Below are 19643 nucleotides of genomic sequence, written 5' to 3' on the forward strand. Positions count from 1 at the left end.
GTCGGCCTGGGCCGGTCCTGACCAGCTTCGGGCCGCCCCTGACCCGTCAGCGACGGGGCGAAAGCGGGCCGACTGTGACAGATCACCCGGGTTCCGGGGTCGCCGCCCGCCGCGATGGCGGCCGGTAGCAGACTGAGGGTGTGGGAGACGCGCTACGCCGACGCGGTGCCGGTAGGGCGGGACCGCAGTTCGAGGACGTAGTCGTCCGGCGCGCCCGCCTTCTCGGCGGCGTTCGCGATCTCGGACAGGTACCACGAGGTGGGCAAGCCGCCCTCGTACCCGTCGAACACGTAGACCCAGGCCGTCACGTCGCCGTCCAGCGTCGACACCCGGACGGTCAGCTTCCGGTACGTGCCGGAGGTGACGCCCTCGATCTCGTCGAGTTGGGCCGCGTCGTACGGGTGGATGTCGTAGAGCGCCACGAAGACCCGGTCACCGGGCGACTCGACGACTGTGCTGACCGCGCCCTCCCAGCCGATGACGTCCTCACCGGCGAAGGTGAGCCGCCAGCCCTCCAGCCAGCCGATGCCCACCATCGGCGAATGCGGGCAGTAGGCGCGCATCCGAGCAGGGTCCAGGTTCGAGCCGTAGGCGGCGTAATGACGCACGGCGATGACGATAGCCCGGCTGACGCTCGGGGGAGAATACGACGGTGCGTGTCGCACGCGCCGGGGAGAAGAAAGTCACTGTGAGCATGGACGAGGGGCGGTCGTGGTGAGCCGGATCGTGATCATCGGCGGCGGGCCGGCGGGCTACGAGGCGGCACTGGTGGCGGCCCAACTGGACGCCGACGTCACCGTCGTGGAGGCCGAAGGTGCCGGCGGCGCCTGCGTGCTGTCCGACTGCGTACCGTCGAAGACGTTCATCGCCAGCTCCGAGGTGGTGACCGGTTACCGCGACACCGAGGTCTTCGGGGTGCACTCCGACGGCCTGGAGGCGGTCACCGTCGACGCCACGGCGGTCAACGAGCGGGTCAAGCGGCTCGCCCTGGCCCAGTCCGCCGACATCCACGCCAAGTTGGTCAAGGCCGGGGTCACCTTCGTCTCGGGGCGGGCCCGGCTGGGCGAGGACACGCTCGGTCACACGCACCGGGTGATCGTCACGCCGGACGGCGAGGAGGCCGCGTACGCGATCGGCGCGTCGACGGTGCTGATCGCCACCGGGGCCACCCCTCGTCAGCTGCCGACCGCCGTGCCGGACGGCGAGCGCATCCTGACCTGGCGACAGGTGTACGACCTGCCCGAGCTGCCGGAGCACCTGATCGTGGTCGGCTCCGGGGTCACCGGTGCCGAGTTCGCCAGCGCGTACCTGGCCATGGGGGTGCAGGTGACCCTGGTCTCCAGCCGCGACCGGGTGATGCCGCACGAGGACGCCGACGCCGCGCAGGCCATCGAGCGGGTGTTCCGGGCTCGGGGCATGAGCATCCTGAACAACTCCCGCGCCGAGGGCGTCCGCCGTACCGCCGACGGCGTCGAGGTCGAGCTCTCCGACGGCCGCAAGGTGTACGGCTCGCACGCGCTGATCGCGGTCGGCTCGATCCCCAACACCGAGGCGCTGGGCCTGGCCGAGTACGGCGTCGAGCTGGCCCGGGGCGGCTACGTGACGGTGGACCGGGTCTCCCGTACGAACGTGCCCGGCATCTACGCGGCCGGCGACTGCACCGGAGTGCTGCCGCTGGCCAGCGTGGCCGCCATGCAGGGCCGGATCGCCATGTGGCACGCGCTCGGTGAGGCGGTCCGGCCGCTGCGGCTGCGTACCGTCGCGGCGAACGTCTTCACCGACCCCGAACTGGCCACCGTCGGCGTCTCGCAGGACGAGGTGGACGCGGGCAAGGTGCCGGCCCGGCAGGTGATGCTGACGCTCGACGGCAACGCCCGGGCGAAGATGGACGAGGTGGCCGACGGTTTCGTCAAGCTGTTCTGCCGCCCGGCCAGCGGCCAGGTGATCGGCGGAGTGGTGGTCGCCCCGAAGGCCAGCGAGCTGATCCTGCCCATCACCATGGCCGTGGAGAACAACCTGACCGTCAACGAACTGGCTCAGACCATCACCATCTATCCGAGCCTCTCCGGCTCGGTCACCGAGGCCGCCCGCCAACTGATGCTTCACGAACTGGAGTGACCACTCCGGCCTCCTGCTCCTGCGGCCCTTGCCGCCCGCGCGGGTGGGTGGGCAGGGCGATGGCGAGGAGGGCGAGGAGGGTGACCTCGCTGAGGATGAGAGCCCGCTCGATCAGGCCGTAGAAAGCGCGGTCACCAGGATAGGCGGACCAGATCTGGGCCGCAGCCAGCAGCAGGCTGGCCACGGTGAGTATGCGTAGCCAGTGGCGGGTGCGGGCTCCGGTGGGCAGTTGGGCGGCGAGCAGCCAGCCGACGACCGGCAGGGCGAGGAACGCCACCACCGAGGCGTACCGGTGCACGTAGGCGGCGGTGCCCATCTCGGTGCCGGGCGGGTTGGTCGGCACCAGGCCGGCCAGCAGCAGTCCACCGGCCCACACCGCGAGCAGCAGTTGGGCCGCGCCCAACCGGCCGGTGCGTGCGCCCGGTACGCCGAGGCGGCGCAGCGCCGGTACGAGCAGCGCGGACGCCACGGCCAGCGTCAGCATCGCCAGGTGGATCGCCCCGCCGGAGTCGGAGACGGCATAGTCGCTGACGGTGAGGCTAACCGGGTCCAGGTCCCGCACGCCGAGGTGGCCGATGACGGCGAGCAGTGCGGCGAGAGCGATCCCGATGAGGGCCGGTGCACCGTTGTTCCGGATTCCAGGCATGACTCAGCCTGTCGTCGCGCACACCCCAGACGGATCCGGGACGAGCACCGAAATCCGACCCCGGGTGCACCCCGAACGGCCATCCGGCATTCCCCCCCAGGGTGACCGTCCCGCCGGCCAGGCGGCGTTCCTCCGGGGTGACGCCCGGGGGCCGTCCCCGGGTGATGCTTCAGTCGGCGGGTAGTTCGGCCGGTGCCGGGGCCAGCCGTGCGGCGATCAACGCCAACGCCCAGCCGGTCAACGCGAACCCGGCGGCGGCCACCACCGCGATCACCACCATCCGCCATGCCGACCCGGTCAGCGCCGCGCCGCCGAGGTGCCCGACCAGGCCGCCGTACGTCGCCCAGCTCACCGCCGCCGTGCCGGCGTAGGGCAGGAACAGCCGCAGCGGATACCGGCCACGGCCGGAGGCGAAGCAGACCGTCATCCGGCCACCGGGCACGAACCGGCAGAGCAGCAGCCCCGCCGGGCCGGGCCGGCGCAGGCCCTGAGCGAGGCGACCGGCCACCCGGCGGGTCCGACCCGTCACCTTGGGGCGAGGCGGCTGGCGCCGTGACGTGATCCGGCCGAGCAGGTAACAGGCCAGGTCACCGACGAATACGCCGAGGGCGCCGACGGCGATGGCCATCGGCAGGTTCAGCCCGCCGTACACGGTGAGCGCGCCGCCGGTGATCATCAACAGTTGGGTGGGCACCACCGGCACAAAGGCGTCCAACACCAGCAGACCGAACAGGACGAGGTACGCCCAGTCAGGTGACGCCACCTGGGTAAGTAGTTCGGGCACCTCTGTCACCTCGCGCGGCGGGCCATCCGGATACGTAACGAGCCTGACGGTGTGTCCGGCGTCACCGGGAACACCCCCCGTCCCGTCGTGACCAGCGACACTCGCCGAGTGGCGTGGCATGTGAAGGCTTTCGACCGGGGAGTATCGAAATCGGTTGGTGTGCGGTGACGGTCGCCGGAACGTCTCTCAGCGGCGTACCGTAGTCGGCGCGCGGCCCGAGCGTGCGTCGGGTCCCCCGTTCCTGACGCCCGAGCCGCCGGCCGGGCCGCTGACAGGTCCCGTGTCAGCGGCCCGGCCACCCTTCACGCGGGTACGGCCACCGCATCGTCGCCGCTGACCGGCTGCTGGAACTGGGACTGGTAGAGCCGGTGGTAGGCGCCGCCCGCCGCGAGCAGTTCGGCGTGGGTGCCCTGCTCGACGATGCGGCCGTTCTCCATCATCAAGATCAGGTCGGCGTCGCGGATGGTGGAGAGCCGGTGCGCGATGACGAAGCTGGTCCGCTCCGACCGCAGGGCCGCCATCGCCCGCTGGAGCAGCACCTCGGTACGGGTGTCCACCGAGCTGGTCGCCTCGTCGAGAATCAACAGCGACGGTTCGGCGAGGAACGCCCGGGCGATGGTGATGAGCTGCTTCTCGCCCGCACTGACGTTGCTGGCCTCCTCGTCGATCACCGTGTCGTAGCCGTCGGGCAGGCTGCGTACGAACCGGTCCACGAAGGTGGCCTGGGCGGCGGCGAGGATCTCCTCCTCGGTCGCGTCGGGCCGTCCGTAGGCGATGTTGTCCCGGATGGTGCCGCCGAACAGCCAGGTGTCCTGGAGGACCATGCCGATGCGGCCGCGCAGGTCGTCGCGGCTCAGCGTGGTGATGTCCACCCCGTCGAGCGTGATCCGGCCGGCGTCCAACTCGTAGAAGCGCATGATCAGGTTGACCAGGGTGGTCTTGCCGGCGCCGGTCGGCCCGACGATGGCCACGGTGTGCCCCGGCTCGGCCACCAGGGACAGCTCCTCGATCAGCGGCTTTTCCGGGGCGTACCGGAACGAGACGTCCTCGAACTCGACCCGGCCGTGCGGGTCGCTCACCCGGGCCGGCACCGCCGGATCCGGTTGCTGTTCCTCGGCGTCGAGCACCGCGAAGACCCGCTCGGCCGAGGCCACCCCGGACTGGAGCAGGTTGGCCATCGAGGCGACCTGGGTGAGCGGCTGGGTGAACTGACGGCTGTACTGGATGAACGCCTGCACGTCGCCGAGGCTCATCGAGCCGGAGGCGACCTGCAACCCGCCGACCACCGCGATCGCCACATAGCTGACATTCCCGATGAAGAACATCGCCGGCATGATGATCCCGGAGATGAACTGGGCCCCGAAGCTGGCCTCGAACAGTTCGTCGTTCTTGGCGCGGAAGGCCGCCTCCACCTCACGCTGCCGACCGAAGACCTTCACCAGTTCGTGGCCGGTGAACGCCTCCTCGATCTGCCCGTTCAGCTCGCCCGTGTGGGTCCACTGCGCGATGAACTTACGCTGCGACCGCTTGGCGATCTGCCCGGTCACCACCACCGACAGCGGCACCGCGACCAGCGCCACCAGGGCCAGCAGCGGCGAGATCCAGAACATCATGCCGAGTACGCCGACCACGGTGAGCAGCGCGGTCAGCAGTTGACTCAACGTCTGCTGGAGGGTCTGCGAGATGTTGTCGATGTCGTTGGTGACCCTGCTGAGCAGCTCACCGCGCGGCTGCCGGTCGAAGTAGGGCAACGGCAGCCGGTTCAGCTTCTCCTCGACCTCGGCCCGCAACTGGAACACGGTCCGCTGGACCACCCCGTTGAGCAGCCACCCCTGCCACCACAGCAGCACGCTGGCCGCCACGTACAGGCCCAGGGCCAGCAGCAGCACCCGGCCCAGCGCGGCGAAGTCGATGCCCACTCCGGGCACCACGTCCATCCGGGCGAGCATGGCGGCGAAGTTCTCGTTGCCAGCCGCCCGAGCCGCCGCAACGGCCTGCTCGGCGCTGGAACCCGCCGGCAGTTGCTGGCCGATCACCCCGGTGAAGATCAGGTCGGTGGCGTACCCGAGCACCTTCGGCCCGATCACCGTCAACCCGACACTGACCACCGCCAGCGCGATGATCGCGGCCAGGTGCAGGCGGTGCGGACGTAACCGGCCCAGCAGGCGCCGTACGCTCGGTCCGAAGTTCATGGGACGTTCCGCAGGCATGCCCGCACTCATCCCGTGCGGACCACCCCGGTGGCCGGACGCGGGTAACCGCTTCGGCGTACCCTCGCCGGTCGACTGCTGCGCGGGGATGGTGGCCGCTCGCTGACGCTTGCTCATGCCGGCACTCCGCTTCGCTGCGTGCCGTCATGAGGCACCTTCGCGCTGAGCCGATGATTCGCTCGCTGACGCTTGCTCATGCCGGCACCTCCGTGGTTCGTTGCGACGCCACGATCTCGGCGTAGGTGGGGGAGGTCGTCAGCAGATCCTCGTGTCGGCCCACGCCGACCACGACGCCGTTCTCCAGCACGATGATCTGGTCGGCGTCGATGATCGTGGAGACCCGCTGCGCGACGATGACCACTGCGGCGTCGGCGGTGACCGGCCGCAGGGCCGCCCGCAACCGCGCGTCGGTGCCGAGGTCGAGCGCGGAGAACGAGTCGTCGAAAAGGTAGATCTCCGGCCGGCGGACCAGGGCGCGGGCGATCGCCAGGCGCTGCCGCTGCCCACCGGAGACGTTCGTGCCGCCCTGCGCGATCGGCGCCTCCAGCCCTTCGGGCATGGCCTCGACGAAGTCCCGAGCCTGGGCGATCTCCAGCGCCGTCCACAGTTCCTCGTCGGTGGCGTCCGGGTTGCCGTAGCGCAGGTTGCTCGCCACCGTGCCGGTGAACAGGTACGGCCGCTGTGGCACCAGTCCGATCCGGTTCCACAGCTGCTCCGGGTCCAGTTGCCGGACGTCGACCCCATCGACCAGTACGGCACCGGCGGTCACGTCGACCAGCCGGGGGATCAGCGAGAGCAGGGTGCTCTTGCCCGCACCCGTACTGCCGATGATCGCCGTGGTGCTGCCCGCCGTCACCCGGAAGGAGATGTCCCGCAGCACCGGCTCGACGGCGCCCGGGTACTGGAAGCGCACTTCGCGTAGTTCCAGCTCGGCTCGGGTGGTCACCTCGACGACCGGGTCCGGGTCGGGCACCACGGAGGAGTCGGTGTCCAGCACCTCCGTGATCCGTTCGGCGCAGACCGCCGCGCGCGGCACCATCATCAGCATGAAGGTGGCCATCATGACGGCCATCAGGATCTGCATCAGGTATTGCAGGAACGCGGTGAGCGCACCGACCTGGATGGCTCCCTCGTCGACCCGCTGGCCGCCGAACCAGAGCACTGCCACGCTGGAGACGTTGAGCACCAGCATCACGACAGGGAAGATCAACGCCATCAGCCGGCCGGTGCGCAGGGCGGTGGTGGTCAGGTCGGCGTTCGCGGTGGCGAAACGGGCCGTCTCGTACGGCTCCCGGACGAACGCCCGGACCACCCGGATGCCGGTGATCTGCTCCCGCAGCACCCGGTTGATCGTGTCGATCCGGGTCTGCATCAACCGGAAGCTCGGCACCATCCGCCGGATGATCAGGCTCAGCAGGATCGCCAGCACGGGTACGCAGACCAGCAGCAGCCAGGAGAGCCCCACATCCTCCCGTAGGGCCATCACCACACCGCCGATGCTCATGATCGGGGCGGCGACCAGCATGGTGCAGCTCGTCAACACGAGCATCTGCACCTGCTGCACGTCGTTGGTGTTGCGAGTGATCAGCGACGGGGCGCCGAAGCGGGCGACCTCCCGGGCGGAGAAGCGGTTTACGTGCCCGAACAGTGCCGCCCGCAGGTCCCGGCCGAAACCCATGGCAATGCGGGCACCCAGGTAGACCGCCCAGATCAGGCAGACGATGTGCACCAGGCTGAGCACGAGCATCCAGCCGCCGGCACGCAGGATGTAGTCGGTGTCACCGCGGGCCACGCCGAGGTCGATGAGGTCGGCGTTGAGACTCGGCAGGGAGAGCGAGGCCATCGTGCTGACGAACTGGAGCAGCACCACCACGGCCAGCGGCCGTCGGTACGGGCGCAGATTGGCGTGCAGCAACCGGATCAGCATGTCGGTGCTCCCGCAGGATTCCCGGTGGGCTTCTCCTCGCCGATGACCTCAAGGAGGAACTGCCGGATCACGGCCGCCTTCGCCGGGTCGGCGTCGACCGAGGTGAGTGGGCGTCGGGCCTGGATCATCGCGGTGAGGGCGTCCACCCGGTCCCGACCGGCCGGGGTGAGGGTGAGTTTGACGCTGCGCCGGTCGGTGCCGTCGCGGCGCCGTTGCACCAGGCCGTCGCGTTCGAGGGTGTCGACGATGCCGGTGAGGGTGGCCGGGCGGACGAAGCACAGCTCGGCCACCGCGCGGTGCGGTAGTTCCCCGTGCTCGGCGAGGGCCATCAGGGTGACCATCCCGGCCTGGGTGAGGCCGTGCTCGTCGGCGAGATAGCGGTTCCACCGTTTGCCGGTGAGGTGCCCGGCGACCATCAGCAGCCGGCCGAGCGGCAGGTCCCCGAGTTGGATCAGTCTCATGCCGGTCACTTTAATGACCTGATAGTCAGGGGCCAAACTAATTTCGGTGCGACTCACCAGCTGGTCGGCAGCGGCATTCCCTCGGTGTAGCCGGCGGTGCTCTGCACTCCGACCAGGGCCCGCTCGTGGAACTCGGGCACGGTGCGGGCACCGGCATAGGTGAACGCACTGCGTACCCCGGAAATGATCTCGTCGATCAGGTCCTCCACGCCAGGACGGGCCGGATCCAGGTACATCCGGGCCGACGAGATGCCCTCCTCGAAGATCGCCTTGCGGGCCCGGTCGTACGGGCTGTCCTCGCCGGTACGCGCACTCACCGCCCGCGCGGAGGCCATCCCGAAGCTCTCCTTGTAGCGGCGGCCGTCCTCGTCGGCGTAGAGGTCGCCTGGTGACTCGTAGGTGCCGGCGAACCAGGAGCCGATCATGACGTTGGACGCCCCGGCGGCCAGCGCCAACGCCACGTCCCGGGGATGCCGCACCCCGCCGTCGGCCCAGACGTGCCGGCCCAGCTCGCGCGCTGCCGCCGCGCAGTCGAGCACCGCCGAGAACTGCGGCCGGCCCACCCCGGTCATCATCCGGGTGGTGCACATCGCGCCCGGACCGACCCCGACCTTGACGATGTCCGCGCCCGCCGCGACCAGGTCGCGTACACCGTCGGCGGTGACCACGTTGCCAGCCGCGACCGGGACGGCCGGATCGAGCCGGCGCACGGTCCGCAGGGCGTTGATCATTCGCTCCTGGTGGCCGTGCGCGGTGTCCACGACCAGGGTGTCGACTCCGGCCGCCAGCAGCGCCGCCGCCTTGCCCGCGACGTCACCGTTGATCCCCACCGCTGCCGCGATCCGCAGCCGCCCCTGGTCGTCCACCGCCGGCTTGTACAGCGTCGCCCGCAGCGCACCCTGCCGGGTGAGCACCCCGACCAGGCGGCCGTCGTCGTCGACCACCGGGGCCATCCGCCGCCGCCCGGCGGAGAGCCGGTCGAATCCGGTACGCGGATCCGCGTCCACCGGCACGGTGTGCAGCTCGGCCGACATCACGTGTTGCAGCTGGGTGAAGCGGTCCACGCCGACCGTGTCCGCCTCGGTCACCACGCCCATCGGGCGGCCCGCCTCGTCGACCACGATCACCGCGCCGTACGCCCGCTTCGGCAGCAGGTGGATCGCGTCGCCGACGGTGTCCGTCGGGCCGAGCGCCATCGCCGTCTCGTGCACCAGGTGCCGCCGCTTGACCCAGGCGACCACGTCGGCCACCACGTCGATCGGGATGTCCTGCGGGATCACCGCGATGCCGCCGCGACGAGCCACCGTCTCGGCCATCCGCCGGCCGGAAACCGCCGTCATGTTCGCCACGACCAGGGGGATCGTGGTGCCCGTACCGTCGCCGGTGGCCAGGTCCACGTCGAGCCGCGACGCCACCTCGGAGCGGGCCGGGGCCATGAAGACGTCGTTGTAGGTCAGGTCGTACGCCGGGGTGGCGCCATGGAGGAACCGCACCCGGCCATCATTCCTGCCGATGGCCGATCGCGCGTGCCGGTGGTAGGTGAACCACCCGCTCAGCCCAGCACCAACGCCGCCGCCACCAGGACCATCACCACCGCGATCAGGCCGTCGAGCACCTGCCAGACACGGGTCCGCGCGAGCAGCGGGGCGAGCCGGTAGGCGCCGGCACCGAGCGCGGTGAACCAGCACACGCTGGCCAGCGCGGCCCCGACACCGAACCACCAGCGGTGCTGGTGCTGCTGGGCGATGCCGCCGAGCAGCAGCACGGTGTCGAGGTACACGTGCGGGTTGAGGTAGGTGAAGGCCAGGCAGGCCGCCAGCGTCGCACCGAGCCGGGCCGGTGGCCGGTGCGCGGGGGTGAGGGCGCCGGGGCGCAGCGCGCGGCGGGCGGCGAGGACCGCGTACCCGAGCAGGAAGGCCGCGCCGCCCCAGCGGATCGCGGTGAGCAGGTCCGGTCGGCCGGTCACCACCGAACCGACGCCGGCGATGCCGACGCCGATCAGCAGGGCGTCCGACGCCGCGCAGGTCAGTACGACGGGCACCAGGTGCTCCCGGCGCAGGCCCTGACGGAGCACGAAGGCGTTCTGCGCTCCGATCGCGACGATGAGGGCGATGGACAGCGAGAAGCCGGCAACGGCCGAGGTGAGCATGGGTTGACGGTAGGGGTGGGCCGGATCATCAGTCCAACTAAAGATCCTTCAGATGGTTAAGCTGAGCTTCATGAGCGGTCTGGATTCCGCCCAGCTCCGAACGCTCGCCGCGGTCGTCAGCGAGGGCAGCTTCGAGGCGGCGGGTCGCCTGCTGCACGTGACGCCGTCGGCGATCAGCCAGCGGATCAAGGCGCTTGAGGAGACCGTCGGGCAGGTGCTCGTACGGCGTCAGCGGCCCTGCGACGCCACCGAGGCCGGCCGTCCGCTGCTCCGCCTCGCCGGGCAGCTCGCGCTGCTGGAACGGGAAGCGCTGGCCGACGCGCGCGGGCCACTCGGCGGCGATCCCGGTCGTACCCGCGTCGCCGTCGTGGTCAACGCCGACTCGCTCGCCACCTGGTTCCCCGCGGCCCTGGCCCGGCTACCCGCCCAGCCGGAACTCTCCTTCGACATCCGGCAGGACGACCAGGACCACAGTGCCGAGCTGCTGCGCGCCGGTACGGTGATGGCTGCGGTTACCGCCCAGCGTGAGGCGGTGCAGGGCTGCCGGGTACGCCCGCTCGGCGCGATGCGGTACCGGGCGCTGGCCGCCCCGTCGACCGTACGACGATGGTTCGCCGACGGTCTCACCCGTTCGGCGTTCGCCGCCGCGCCGGTGGTGGTCTTCGACCGCAAGGACCGCATCCAGCACCGCTTCGTGCGTACGCTGACCGGCCAGGCCCTCGATCCACCCGTGCACTACGTGCCGTCGGTGCTCGCGTTCAGCGCCGCGATCCGCCTCGGGCTGGGGTGGGGGATGGTGCCGGAGCAGATCGCCGCCGACGACCTGGATTCCGGCCGCTGCGTGGACATCGCGCCCGGCCAGGTGGTGGACATCCCGCTCTACTGGCAGCACTGGCGGCTCGACTCACCGGTGCTGACCGCACTCACCACTGCCGTGCGCGACGTCGCCGCCGAAACCCTCCGCTGACGCGCGCACCATCGCCCGCAGTGCTAGGAGGGGGCCCCTTCACCACCCCAGGCGTTAACCAGGGGCCCTTCCTTACACCTCAGGCGATGGTGCAGATGGCGGCGCCGGCGGTGATCACCGCGCCGACCTCGGCCGACAGGCCGCTGACCGTGCCGGCCTTGTGGGCGTGCAGCGGCTGCTCCATCTTCATCGCCTCCAGCACCACCACCAGGTCGCCCTCGGCGACGGTGTCCCCGTCGGCCACCGCGATCTTGACGATGGTGCCCTGCATGGGGGAGGTCAGCGAGTCGCCGCCGGCCGTCGCGCCGACCGTGACGCCACCACCACGACGGGTGGGCCTGCGCGCGGCCGGGGCGGGGGTGGCCGGACCGGTGGTGAGGCCCGCAGGCAGGCTCACCTCCAGCCGCTTGCCGCCCACCTCCACCACGACGGTCTCGCGCGCGGCCGGGTCGGCGGTCGCGTCGGCCGCGCCGGTGAACGGTGGCACGGTGTTGTCGAACTCGGTCTCGATCCAGCGGGTGTGCACGGCGAACGGCTCGGCGGTGAACGCCGGATCGCGGACCACCAGACGGTGGAACGGCAGCGCGGTGGCCATCCCCTCGACCACCATCTCGGAAAGCGCCCGACGGGCCCGCTCCAACGCCTCGATGCGGGTCTCCCCGGTGACGATCACCTTCGCCAGCAGCGAGTCGAAGTTGCCGCCGATCACGTCGCCGGCCGAGATGCCGGTGTCCACCCGTACGCCGGGGCCGGTGGGCAGCCGCAGCGCGGTGACCGTGCCGGGGGCGGGCAGGAAGTTACGCCCCGGATCCTCGCCGTTGATCCGGAACTCGATGGAGTGCCCGCGCGGCGTCGGGTCCTCGGTGAGGCGCAGCTTCTCGCCGTCGGCGATGCGGAACTGCTCGCGTACCAGGTCGATGCCGGCGGTCTCCTCGGTGACCGGGTGCTCCACCTGCAACCGGGTGTTGACCTCCAGGAAGGAGATGGTGCCGTCGTTGCCGACGAGGTACTCGACCGTGCCGGCGCCGTGGTAGCCGGCCTCCCGACAGATCGCCTTGGCACTGTCGTGGATCTGGGCCCGCTGCTCGGCGGTGAGGAACGGCGCGGGCGCCTCCTCGACCAGCTTCTGGTGTCGGCGCTGCAACGAGCAGTCCCGGGTGCCCACCACGATCACGTTGCCGTGCTGGTCGGCCAGGACCTGCGCCTCGACATGGCGGGGCCGGTCGAGGTACCGCTCGACGAAGCACTCGCCCCGGCCGAACGCGGCGACCGCCTCCCGGGTGGCCGACTCGAACAGCTGCGGGATCTCCTCCATCGTCCGGGCCACCTTCAGACCACGTCCGCCCCCGCCGAAGGCAGCCTTGATCGCCACCGGCAGGCCGTGGTCGACGGCGAAGGCCATCACCTCGTCAGGGCTGCCGACCGGGTCGGCCGTGCCCGGCACCAGGGGCGCGCCCGCTCGCTGGGCGATGTGCCGGGCGGTGACCTTGTCACCGAGGTCGCGGATCGCCTGCGGGGTGGGGCCGATCCAGGTCAGGCCGGCGTCGATGACCGCCTGCGCGAAATCGGCGTTCTCGGCGAGGAAACCGTAGCCGGGGTGCACCGCGTCCGCGCCGGAGCGGGCCGCCACGTCGATGAGCTTGTCGATGCGCAGGTACGTTTCCGCGGCGGTGTCACCGCCCAGGGCGTACGCCTCGTCGGCGAGCGTGGCGTGCAGGGCGTCCCGGTCGGAGTCCGCGTACACGGCGACACTGCCCAGGCCGGCATCCTGGCAGGCGCGGATCACCCGGACGGCGATCTCGCCCCGGTTGGCGATGAGTACCTTGCGCACCTTGGTGGCTCCTCCCGGAGGTTACTGACCGGGAGTTTAACGACCGACCCGGAAACCCTAACGATCGATCAGTGTGGGATGTCGCACGGATTGGTCCAGGATTGACCCGGCGTGGTGTCGTACCGATGTGATCGGCTACCGATGACGATGATGGCCGACATCGGCCACAAGCGGGGGGAAGCGATGATCGAGACCAGAGGGCTGCGCAAGTCGTACCGCAGCCGGGCCGGTCGGGAGACGAAGACCGTCGACGCGGTACGCGGCGTCGACCTGGATGTGGCCGCCGGCGAGATCTTCGGCTTCCTCGGCCCGAACGGCGCCGGCAAGACCACCACCTTGCGGATGCTGGCGACGTTGATCGAGCCGGACGGTGGCCAGGCCACCATCGCCGGTGCCGATCTGCGCAAGGATCCGGGTGAGGTACGCCGCCGGATCGGCTACGTCGCCCAGGGCGGCAGCACCTGGGACGAGTCCACCGCCCGGGAGGAGTTGGTGCTCCAGGCCCGGCTGTACGGCATCTCGAAGGCCGAGGCACACCGGCGGGCCACCCGGGCGCTGGAGGCGTTCCAGCTCACCGAGTTCGCCGACCGCAAGTGCAAGACGTACTCCGGTGGCCAGCGCCGCCGGGTCGAGATCGCGCTCGGCATCATCCACGAGCCGAAGATCGTCTTCTTGGACGAGCCGACCACCGGCCTCGACCCGCAGAGCCGGGCGCACATGTGGGACGAGATCCGACGGCTGCGCGCCGACGGAATGACCGTCTTCATCACCACCCACTACCTCGACGAGGCCGACGCGCTCTGCGACCGCATCGCGATCATGGATCACGGCGAGGTGGTCGCCGAGGGTACGCCCGCCGGGCTCAAGCGCGAGATCTCCGGCGACGTGGTGCAACTCGGCCTCGGCCTAACCGCCACCGCCGAGGCGGAGAAGTTGCTCGCCGCCGAGGAGTACGTCAGCCGGCTGGAGGCGCTTGAGGACGGTGGCCTGCGGCTCTTCGTCGACGACGGCGCCACCGCCATCCCACGCATCCTGCGCCGTGTCGACGGTGCCGGGCTCGATCTCAGGTCGATCGAACTGCACCGCCCGAGCCTCGACGACGTCTTCCTCACCAAGACCGGCCGCTCGCTGCGCGAGTCCTGACCGACCAGGAGACCTCATGAAACTCGCCCGCGACACCTGGCTGATCTTCGAGCGCCAACTGCATCTGCTGCTGCGCAACCCGGTGTGGGTATTCGTCGGCGTCTTCCAGCCGGTGATGTATCTGCTGCTGTTCGCCCCGCTGCTCAAGCCAGCGTTGAATGCGCCGACCCAGGCCGAGGCGTACAAGATCTTCGTGCCCGGTCTGCTGGTGCTGCTGGCCATCTTCGGCGGCCTGTTCCAGGGCTTCGGCCTGATCGCCGAGCTGCGGGCCGGCGTGATCGAACGCTCCCGGGTCACCCCGGTGAGCCGGCTGGCGTTGCTGCTCGGCCGCTCCCTGCGTGACGTGGTTTCGCTGCTGGTCCAGGCGGTCATCATCACCCTGCTCGCGCTCCTGTTCGATCTGCGCGTGTTCATCGGTGACCTGCTGCTGGCCTATCTGATGCTCGCCCTGATCGCGTTGATGACCTCGGCGGTCTCCTACGGCGTCGCGCTGAAGGTCAAGAGCGAGGACGCGTTGGCCCCGCTGATGAACACGGTCGCCCAGCCGGTGCTGCTGCTCTCCGGCATCCTGCTCCCGCTCGCCTTCGCACCGGGCTGGTTGCAGGGCATCGCCAAGTGGAACCCGTTCTCCTGGGCGGTGGACGGCACCCGAGCCCTGTTCAGCGGCGACATCGGCAACGACCGGGTGTGGCAGGGGCTGGGCATCATCGCGGTGCTCGCCGCTGCCGGCGTCTACTGGGCGGCCCGCCAGTTCGCCCGCAGCGTCCGGTGAAAGGAAGGGCCCCTTGTTAACGCCTGCGGTAGAGCAGGGGCCCCCTTTTAACATCCTCACACAGCGTGAGGAGAGTTCGCTCTCAGCGCGGGTCGGGCAGCGGCATGCGCTTGTAGCGTGAGTCGCGTGCCCCGCCTCCGCCACGACCGGATCACCTGGTTGGCGTACGCCCAACTCGGTTTGTGGGGTTTCTTCCTTTACGGTTTCGGCCCGGTGGTGCCGCTGCTGCGCGACGAACAGGGCACCTCCGCCGCCGTCGCCGGCCTGCACAGCACCGCCCTCGCAGCCGGCGCCCTGGCCGGCGGCGCGCTGTTCGCCCCGATCGCCCGCCGGCTCGGCCGAGCGCCGACGATCTGGCTGGGGCTGGCCGGCGTCGCCGCCGGGGTGACCGGGCTGGCCCTACTGCGCCCGCTACCCGCCACCCTCGCCGTCGTCATGGTGATCGCCACCGCCGGGACGCTGGTGGTCAGCGGGGTGAACGTGGTGCTCACCACCCGGCACGGCCCGGCCGCACCAGCGGCGTTGACCGAGGCCAACGCCGCCTGCGCCGGCATGGGTATCCTCGCCCCGCTGGTGATCGGGTTGAGCGTGAACGCCGGCTGGGGTTGGCGGCCGGGAATGTCCGTCGTGGTCGCCCTGATCGCACTCGTTGCCGTCGCGACCCTGACCCCGGGCGTACGCAGACCGCAGGTCGCCGTCGCCGAAGCGCGCCCAACCCCGGTCGCGGTTCGTCGCGGTACGCGCCGACTGCCGAAGGCGTACTGGATCGCCTGGGTGCTGATGGCGGTCACCGGTTCGATCGAGGTCTGCCTGTCCCTGTGGACCGCCGACGTGCTGCGCTCGAACGCCGGGATGGCGCCCGGGGCTGCCTCGGCGGCGGTGGCCGCGATCGTCGGCGGCATGTTCGTCGGCCGGATCTTCGGCGGCCGGGTGGCCCTCCGTTTCCGCCCGGTACCCCTCCTGCTCGCCGCGCTGGGAGTGTCGCTGGCCGGGTTCATCCTCTTCTGGGTGGCCTCGGTCGGCTGGCTGGCGGTCGTCGGCCTGGTGGTGCTGGGCCTCGGCAACGCGTTGCACTATCCGCTGGCCATCTCCCTCGCTCTCGCTGTCGCCGGTGACGCCACGGATCAGGCGGCGGGCTGGTCGGCGTACTCGATGGGGGTGGGTTTCGGGATCGCGCCGGTGGCGCTCGGCTGGGTGGCCGACGGCGTCGGAACCCACTCGGCGTTCCTGCTGCTGCCGGGCTTCATCGCGGCGGCTGCGCTGCTCGCGGTACGACTCGGCCGGGCCCTGCCGACCCCGACGCCCGCCGAGCAGCCGACCCCTGCTCCCGTCTGACTGCACCGTTCGTTCGGCGACGTGCTGTTCACGGACGGTGGAGTGTGCCGACCGCCCGCAGGGCGATGTCGACGGAGGCCTGAAGCTCCTCGCGGCTGGCGCCGGCGGCGGCGTGCACCGCGTGGCCCTCACTCAGCGCCATCACAAATCGGGCGAGTGCCGGGACATCCGTGTCGTCCGGCAGGTCGCCTTCGTCCACGGCACGGGACAGCCGTTCCGCAAGGGCCGACTCGGTCGCGGCGCGACCGGCGGCCAGGATCTTGGAGATACCGGCGTTCTCCGGCGAGCAGGCCAAGCCGCCCTGGATGGACAGGCAACCGGCGGGGTGATCAGCGGCGGTGAGGCCGTCGGCGCTGGAGCGTAGGAAGGCCTCGATGGAGGCGTACGCGCTGGGCTGGTCGAGTGCGGCGCGGGCGGCGGCCACCTGGGTCTCGTGGTAGCGGGCGAAGGCGCGTTGGAACAACTGCTCCTTGCTGCCGAACGTGGCGTACAGGCTCGGCCGGTTGATGCCCATCGCGCCGGTGAGGACGCTCAGCGAGGCGCCTTCGTATCCGTGGCGCCAGAAGACCTCGACGGCGCGATCGAGGACAGCCTCCTCATCGAAGGCGCGGGGACGTCCGATCGTGCTCATGGAGTCAGCTTACCGCTTGGTACAGAACGTGATCCAGACCACCAACCGATCGGTACAAAATCCTGTTACGCTGACTCGCAACTGATCGGTACAAAAGGAGAGGCATGACCGTCACACTGGTTACCGGCGCCAACAAGGGCATCGGTTTCGAAACCGCCCGGCAGCTTCTCGAACTGGGCCACATCGTCTACGTCGGCGCACGCGACATCGAGCGGGGCAAGGCGGCTGCGGCAGCACTGGGCGCACCGTTCGTACAACTCGACGTCACCGACGACGCGTCGGTGAGCGACGCCCTGGCGACCATTGATTCGACCGAAGGCCGCCTCGACGTCCTGATCAACAATGCCGGCATTCTCGGTGCCGGAGAGATCGACGGACCGAAGGCCCTACAGGTGTTCGACACCAATGCGGTGGGAATCGTCCGGGTCACCGAGGCCGCGTTGCCGCTGCTGAAGAAGTCGTCGAACCCGACGGTCGTCAACGTGTCCAGCAGCATGGGATCGTTCTGGGCGGTGAACAACCCCGAACGGCCGGAGTTCGGCATCCCGCTGGCGCTTTATGCGGCGTCCAAGTCGGCGGCCACCATGCTCACCGTCCAGTACGCCAAGTTGTACCCGGACATCAAGTTCAACGCACTCGAACCCGGCACCACAGCCACCGACATGACCGCAGCCTTGGGGATCGGACGGCCGGTGGAGGAGAGCGCCAAGACGGTCGTACGCCTCGCCACGCTCGACAAGGACGGTCCGACCGGGACCTTCACCGACGAACACGGCGAACTGGGCTGGTAGGGCAGATGACGACGCAAGAGGATATGCGTAGCTGGTACCTGCGCTACGTCGCGGCGCTCAACGCCCACGAATTCGACGGGATGGACGAGTTCATCAACGACCGGGTCCTGCTCAACGGCAAGCCCGGCACCCGGGACGATGTTCTCACCGTCCAGCGGCAGGACGTCGAAGCCGTTCCGGACCTCCACTGGGAGGTCAAGGAACTGCTGTTCGACCGCAACCGCATCGCCGTACGCGCGATCAACACCGGCACTCCGGTGAAGGAGTGGCTCGGTGCCGCCCCGTCCGGCGCTTCTTTCGAGATCGTCGAGTACGCCATCTATGAGGTCAGTGACGGCCGATTCGTGCAGATGACGGCGTTGCACGACTCCGCCGAGATGCTTCGGCAGCTAGCCGCCTGAGAAATGAGCACAATGGCTCGGACGCCCGGTCTGTGGGCCGGGCGTCCGAGCCATCGGTTGGCCTCGGCAAGCGACACTGCTCGACCCACCGAGGGACTCACAATGAAATGGAACCATCAATGACAACGATCGGAATTATCGGTGCCGGCGAGGTCGGCAGCCAGATCGCGCGTGCGGCACTGGCCAGCGGATACCAAGTCGTCATCGCCAACTCTCGGGGACCCGAGACGCTGGAACGTCTCGTTGCCGAGCTGGGCCCGTCAGCGCGCGCAGCGTACGCCGCAGACGCCGCTGCGGCCGGTGACTTCGCCGTCGTGGCGGTGCCCCTCAAACTCGTCAACGACATGCCGGTCGACGAACTTGCCGGCAAGATCGTGCTGGACACGAACAACTACATGCCCTGGCGCGACGGCAACTTCCCGGTCATCGACTCAGGCGAGAAGACAGTCCACGAACTACGCCAGGAGCAACTCCCCACGTCGAAGGTCGCCAAGGCGTTCACCCACATTCAGGCGCACCGGCTGCTTACCTCCGCTCGGCCTGCCGGCGCCCCCGACCGGTTGGCACTGTCGGTATCGAGCAATCATCCCGACGCCGTCGAACTCGTGACGAGGCTGTACGACCAGTTCGGCTTCGACACCGTCGACAACAGCCCGCTGAGCGAGTCCTGGCGCACCGGCCCCGGCCAACCTGCCTGGCTCCGGCACGCGTACCAGAACCGCCAAGAGCTGGCCCTCAACCTGACCCGAGCCCGGCGCGCAGTTCGGGCATAGCCCGATCGCCGGTGGCCTGTTCCCGCGGATGGCCCTGCTCCCGGCTCAGTGCACCCGGGCGAGGGTCAGACCGTCAGCGATCGGCAGCATCACTGCGGCAACCCGCACGTCGGCCAGGACGTCGTCGTTGAAGGCGGCGATGGCCCGGTCGTCGGCGTCTTCCGGTGCGATGACCCGGCCGTGCCGCAGCACATTGTCGACGGCGATCACCCCGCCCGGCCGCATCCGGGGCACCAACTCGGCCCAGTAGATCGGGTAACCGGTCTTGTCGGCGTCGATGAAGGCGAAGTCGAGGTACCGCTCGTTCGGCAACTCCCGCAGCGTGTCACCGGCCGGGCCGATCCGCAGGTCGATCCGGTCGGCCACACCCGCACGAGCCCAGTACCGGCGCGCGACACTCGTGTACTCCTCCGAGATGTCGAAGCAGGTCAGTTGCCCGCCGTCGACCAGCCCTCGGGCGATGGCCAACGCGGAAAGCCCGGTGAAGGTACCCACCTCCACCGCGTGTCGGACGCCGAGCAACTGGGTCAGGAAGGTCAGGAAAGCTGCCTGCTCGGGTGCGACCTGCATGGACGCATGTTCCGGCAGCAGGGCCAGCGTCTCCTCGGCCAGGTCGCGGATTACCTCGTCGGGCGGGGCACCGTGTGCGACCAGGTACCCGTGCAGTTCATCGGTGAGCGGGATCGACTTGAGCGTCATGCCCG

19 protein-coding genes are annotated in these 19643 nt (G+C 70.0%); 8 read left to right on the forward strand and 11 right to left on the reverse strand.

Annotated elements, in window-relative coordinates; genetic code table 11:
- Positions 1-152: 152 nt before the first annotated feature.
- Positions 153-608 (reverse strand): gamma-glutamylcyclotransferase, encoded by a 456-nt coding sequence (locus AB0M35_RS01130; RefSeq protein WP_043719680.1) that lies wholly within the window; start codon positions 606-608, stop codon positions 153-155.
- A gap of 106 nt (positions 609-714) precedes the next feature.
- On the opposite strand from AB0M35_RS01130, the gene AB0M35_RS01135 reads away from it, so the two are divergent.
- A complete protein-coding gene (locus tag AB0M35_RS01135) occupies positions 715-2118 on the forward strand; it encodes an NAD(P)H-quinone dehydrogenase (RefSeq protein WP_363741824.1) in 1404 nt (467 codons plus the stop codon).
- Here the strand turns inward: AB0M35_RS01135 and AB0M35_RS01140 are convergent.
- The 7 genes from AB0M35_RS01140 to AB0M35_RS01170 all read right to left on the reverse strand — a co-directional run bounded on the left by AB0M35_RS01140 (position 2075) and on the right by AB0M35_RS01170 (position 10295).
- A complete protein-coding gene (locus AB0M35_RS01140; protein ID WP_363740240.1) occupies positions 2075-2764 on the reverse strand; it encodes a DUF998 domain-containing protein in 690 nt (229 codons plus the stop codon). The two genes, AB0M35_RS01135 and AB0M35_RS01140, sit on opposite strands and share 44 nt — an antisense overlap.
- 169 nt (positions 2765-2933) lie before the next feature.
- The gene (locus AB0M35_RS01145; RefSeq protein WP_363740241.1) at positions 2934-3548 is read right to left on the reverse strand and encodes a DedA family protein; all 615 of its coding nucleotides are present in this window, start codon (positions 3546-3548) and stop codon (positions 2934-2936) included.
- 302 nt (positions 3549-3850) lie between these two features.
- A complete protein-coding gene (locus AB0M35_RS01150) occupies positions 3851-5875 on the reverse strand; it encodes an ABC transporter ATP-binding protein (protein WP_363740242.1) in 2025 nt (674 codons plus the stop codon).
- Positions 5876-5951: 76 nt separating this feature from the next.
- Entirely contained in the window at positions 5952-7685 is a 1734-nt protein-coding gene (locus AB0M35_RS01155; protein ID WP_363740243.1) for an ABC transporter ATP-binding protein, read from the reverse strand.
- The gene (locus AB0M35_RS01160; RefSeq protein ID WP_363740244.1) at positions 7679-8146 is read right to left on the reverse strand and encodes a MarR family transcriptional regulator; all 468 of its coding nucleotides are present in this window, start codon (positions 8144-8146) and stop codon (positions 7679-7681) included. The genes AB0M35_RS01155 and AB0M35_RS01160 overlap by 7 nt, the downstream gene beginning before the upstream one ends.
- A 53-nt stretch (positions 8147-8199) precedes the next feature.
- Positions 8200-9639: a GuaB1 family IMP dehydrogenase-related protein gene (locus AB0M35_RS01165; protein ID WP_363740245.1), complete on the reverse strand. Its 1440-nt coding sequence runs from the start codon at positions 9637-9639 to the stop codon at positions 8200-8202.
- Between the two features lie 59 nt (positions 9640-9698).
- Positions 9699-10295 (reverse strand): LysE/ArgO family amino acid transporter, encoded by a 597-nt coding sequence (locus tag AB0M35_RS01170; RefSeq protein ID WP_363740246.1) that lies wholly within the window; start codon positions 10293-10295, stop codon positions 9699-9701.
- Positions 10296-10365: 70 nt separating this feature from the next.
- Here AB0M35_RS01170 and AB0M35_RS01175 point away from each other — a divergent pair, with 70 nt between their 5' ends.
- Positions 10366-11262: a LysR family transcriptional regulator ArgP gene (locus AB0M35_RS01175; protein WP_363740247.1), complete on the forward strand. Its 897-nt coding sequence runs from the start codon at positions 10366-10368 to the stop codon at positions 11260-11262.
- A 79-nt stretch (positions 11263-11341) separates the two neighbouring features.
- Here AB0M35_RS01175 and AB0M35_RS01180 read toward each other — a convergent pair whose 3' ends face one another.
- Complete coding sequence (locus AB0M35_RS01180; protein ID WP_363740248.1) at positions 11342-13093, reverse strand: biotin carboxylase N-terminal domain-containing protein; 1752 nt, start codon at positions 13091-13093, stop codon at positions 11342-11344.
- Positions 13094-13276: 183 nt separating this feature from the next.
- On the opposite strand from AB0M35_RS01180, the gene AB0M35_RS01185 reads away from it, so the two are divergent.
- From AB0M35_RS01185 to AB0M35_RS01195, 3 genes are all read left to right on the forward strand, one after another.
- The gene (locus tag AB0M35_RS01185; protein ID WP_363740249.1) at positions 13277-14236 is read left to right on the forward strand and encodes an ATP-binding cassette domain-containing protein; all 960 of its coding nucleotides are present in this window, start codon (positions 13277-13279) and stop codon (positions 14234-14236) included.
- Between the two features lie 16 nt (positions 14237-14252).
- The gene (locus AB0M35_RS01190; RefSeq protein ID WP_363740250.1) at positions 14253-15008 is read left to right on the forward strand and encodes an ABC transporter permease; all 756 of its coding nucleotides are present in this window, start codon (positions 14253-14255) and stop codon (positions 15006-15008) included.
- A 126-nt stretch (positions 15009-15134) separates the two neighbouring features.
- A complete protein-coding gene (locus tag AB0M35_RS01195; protein ID WP_363740251.1) occupies positions 15135-16343 on the forward strand; it encodes an MFS transporter in 1209 nt (402 codons plus the stop codon).
- A 28-nt stretch (positions 16344-16371) separates the two neighbouring features.
- On the opposite strand, the gene AB0M35_RS01200 is transcribed toward AB0M35_RS01195, so the two are convergent.
- Entirely contained in the window at positions 16372-16974 is a 603-nt protein-coding gene (locus AB0M35_RS01200; protein ID WP_363740252.1) for a TetR/AcrR family transcriptional regulator, read from the reverse strand.
- A gap of 104 nt (positions 16975-17078) precedes the next feature.
- Here AB0M35_RS01200 and AB0M35_RS01205 point away from each other — a divergent pair, with 104 nt between their 5' ends.
- The 3 genes from AB0M35_RS01205 (at position 17079) to AB0M35_RS01215 (ending at position 18939) form a co-directional block, all read left to right on the forward strand.
- Positions 17079-17765, forward strand: a complete 687-nt coding sequence (locus tag AB0M35_RS01205; RefSeq protein WP_363740253.1) for an SDR family NAD(P)-dependent oxidoreductase — start codon at positions 17079-17081, stop codon at positions 17763-17765.
- Between the two features lie 5 nt (positions 17766-17770).
- Positions 17771-18166 (forward strand): ester cyclase, encoded by a 396-nt coding sequence (locus AB0M35_RS01210; protein WP_363740254.1) that lies wholly within the window; start codon positions 17771-17773, stop codon positions 18164-18166.
- A gap of 119 nt (positions 18167-18285) precedes the next feature.
- Positions 18286-18939 carry an NAD(P)-binding domain-containing protein gene (locus AB0M35_RS01215; RefSeq protein ID WP_363740255.1) on the forward strand — a complete coding sequence of 218 codons (654 nt, stop codon included), beginning with the start codon at positions 18286-18288 and terminating at the stop codon, positions 18937-18939.
- Between the two features lie 45 nt (positions 18940-18984).
- Here the strand turns inward: AB0M35_RS01215 and AB0M35_RS01220 are convergent, their stop codons facing one another.
- Positions 18985-19638: a class I SAM-dependent methyltransferase gene (locus AB0M35_RS01220; protein WP_363740256.1), complete on the reverse strand. Its 654-nt coding sequence runs from the start codon at positions 19636-19638 to the stop codon at positions 18985-18987.
- Positions 19639-19643 lie beyond the last annotated feature (5 nt).

Source organism: Micromonospora sp. NPDC051196 (assembly GCF_040682415.1).
In the GTDB taxonomy this organism is placed as follows: Bacteria; Actinomycetota; Actinomycetes; order Mycobacteriales; family Micromonosporaceae; genus Micromonospora.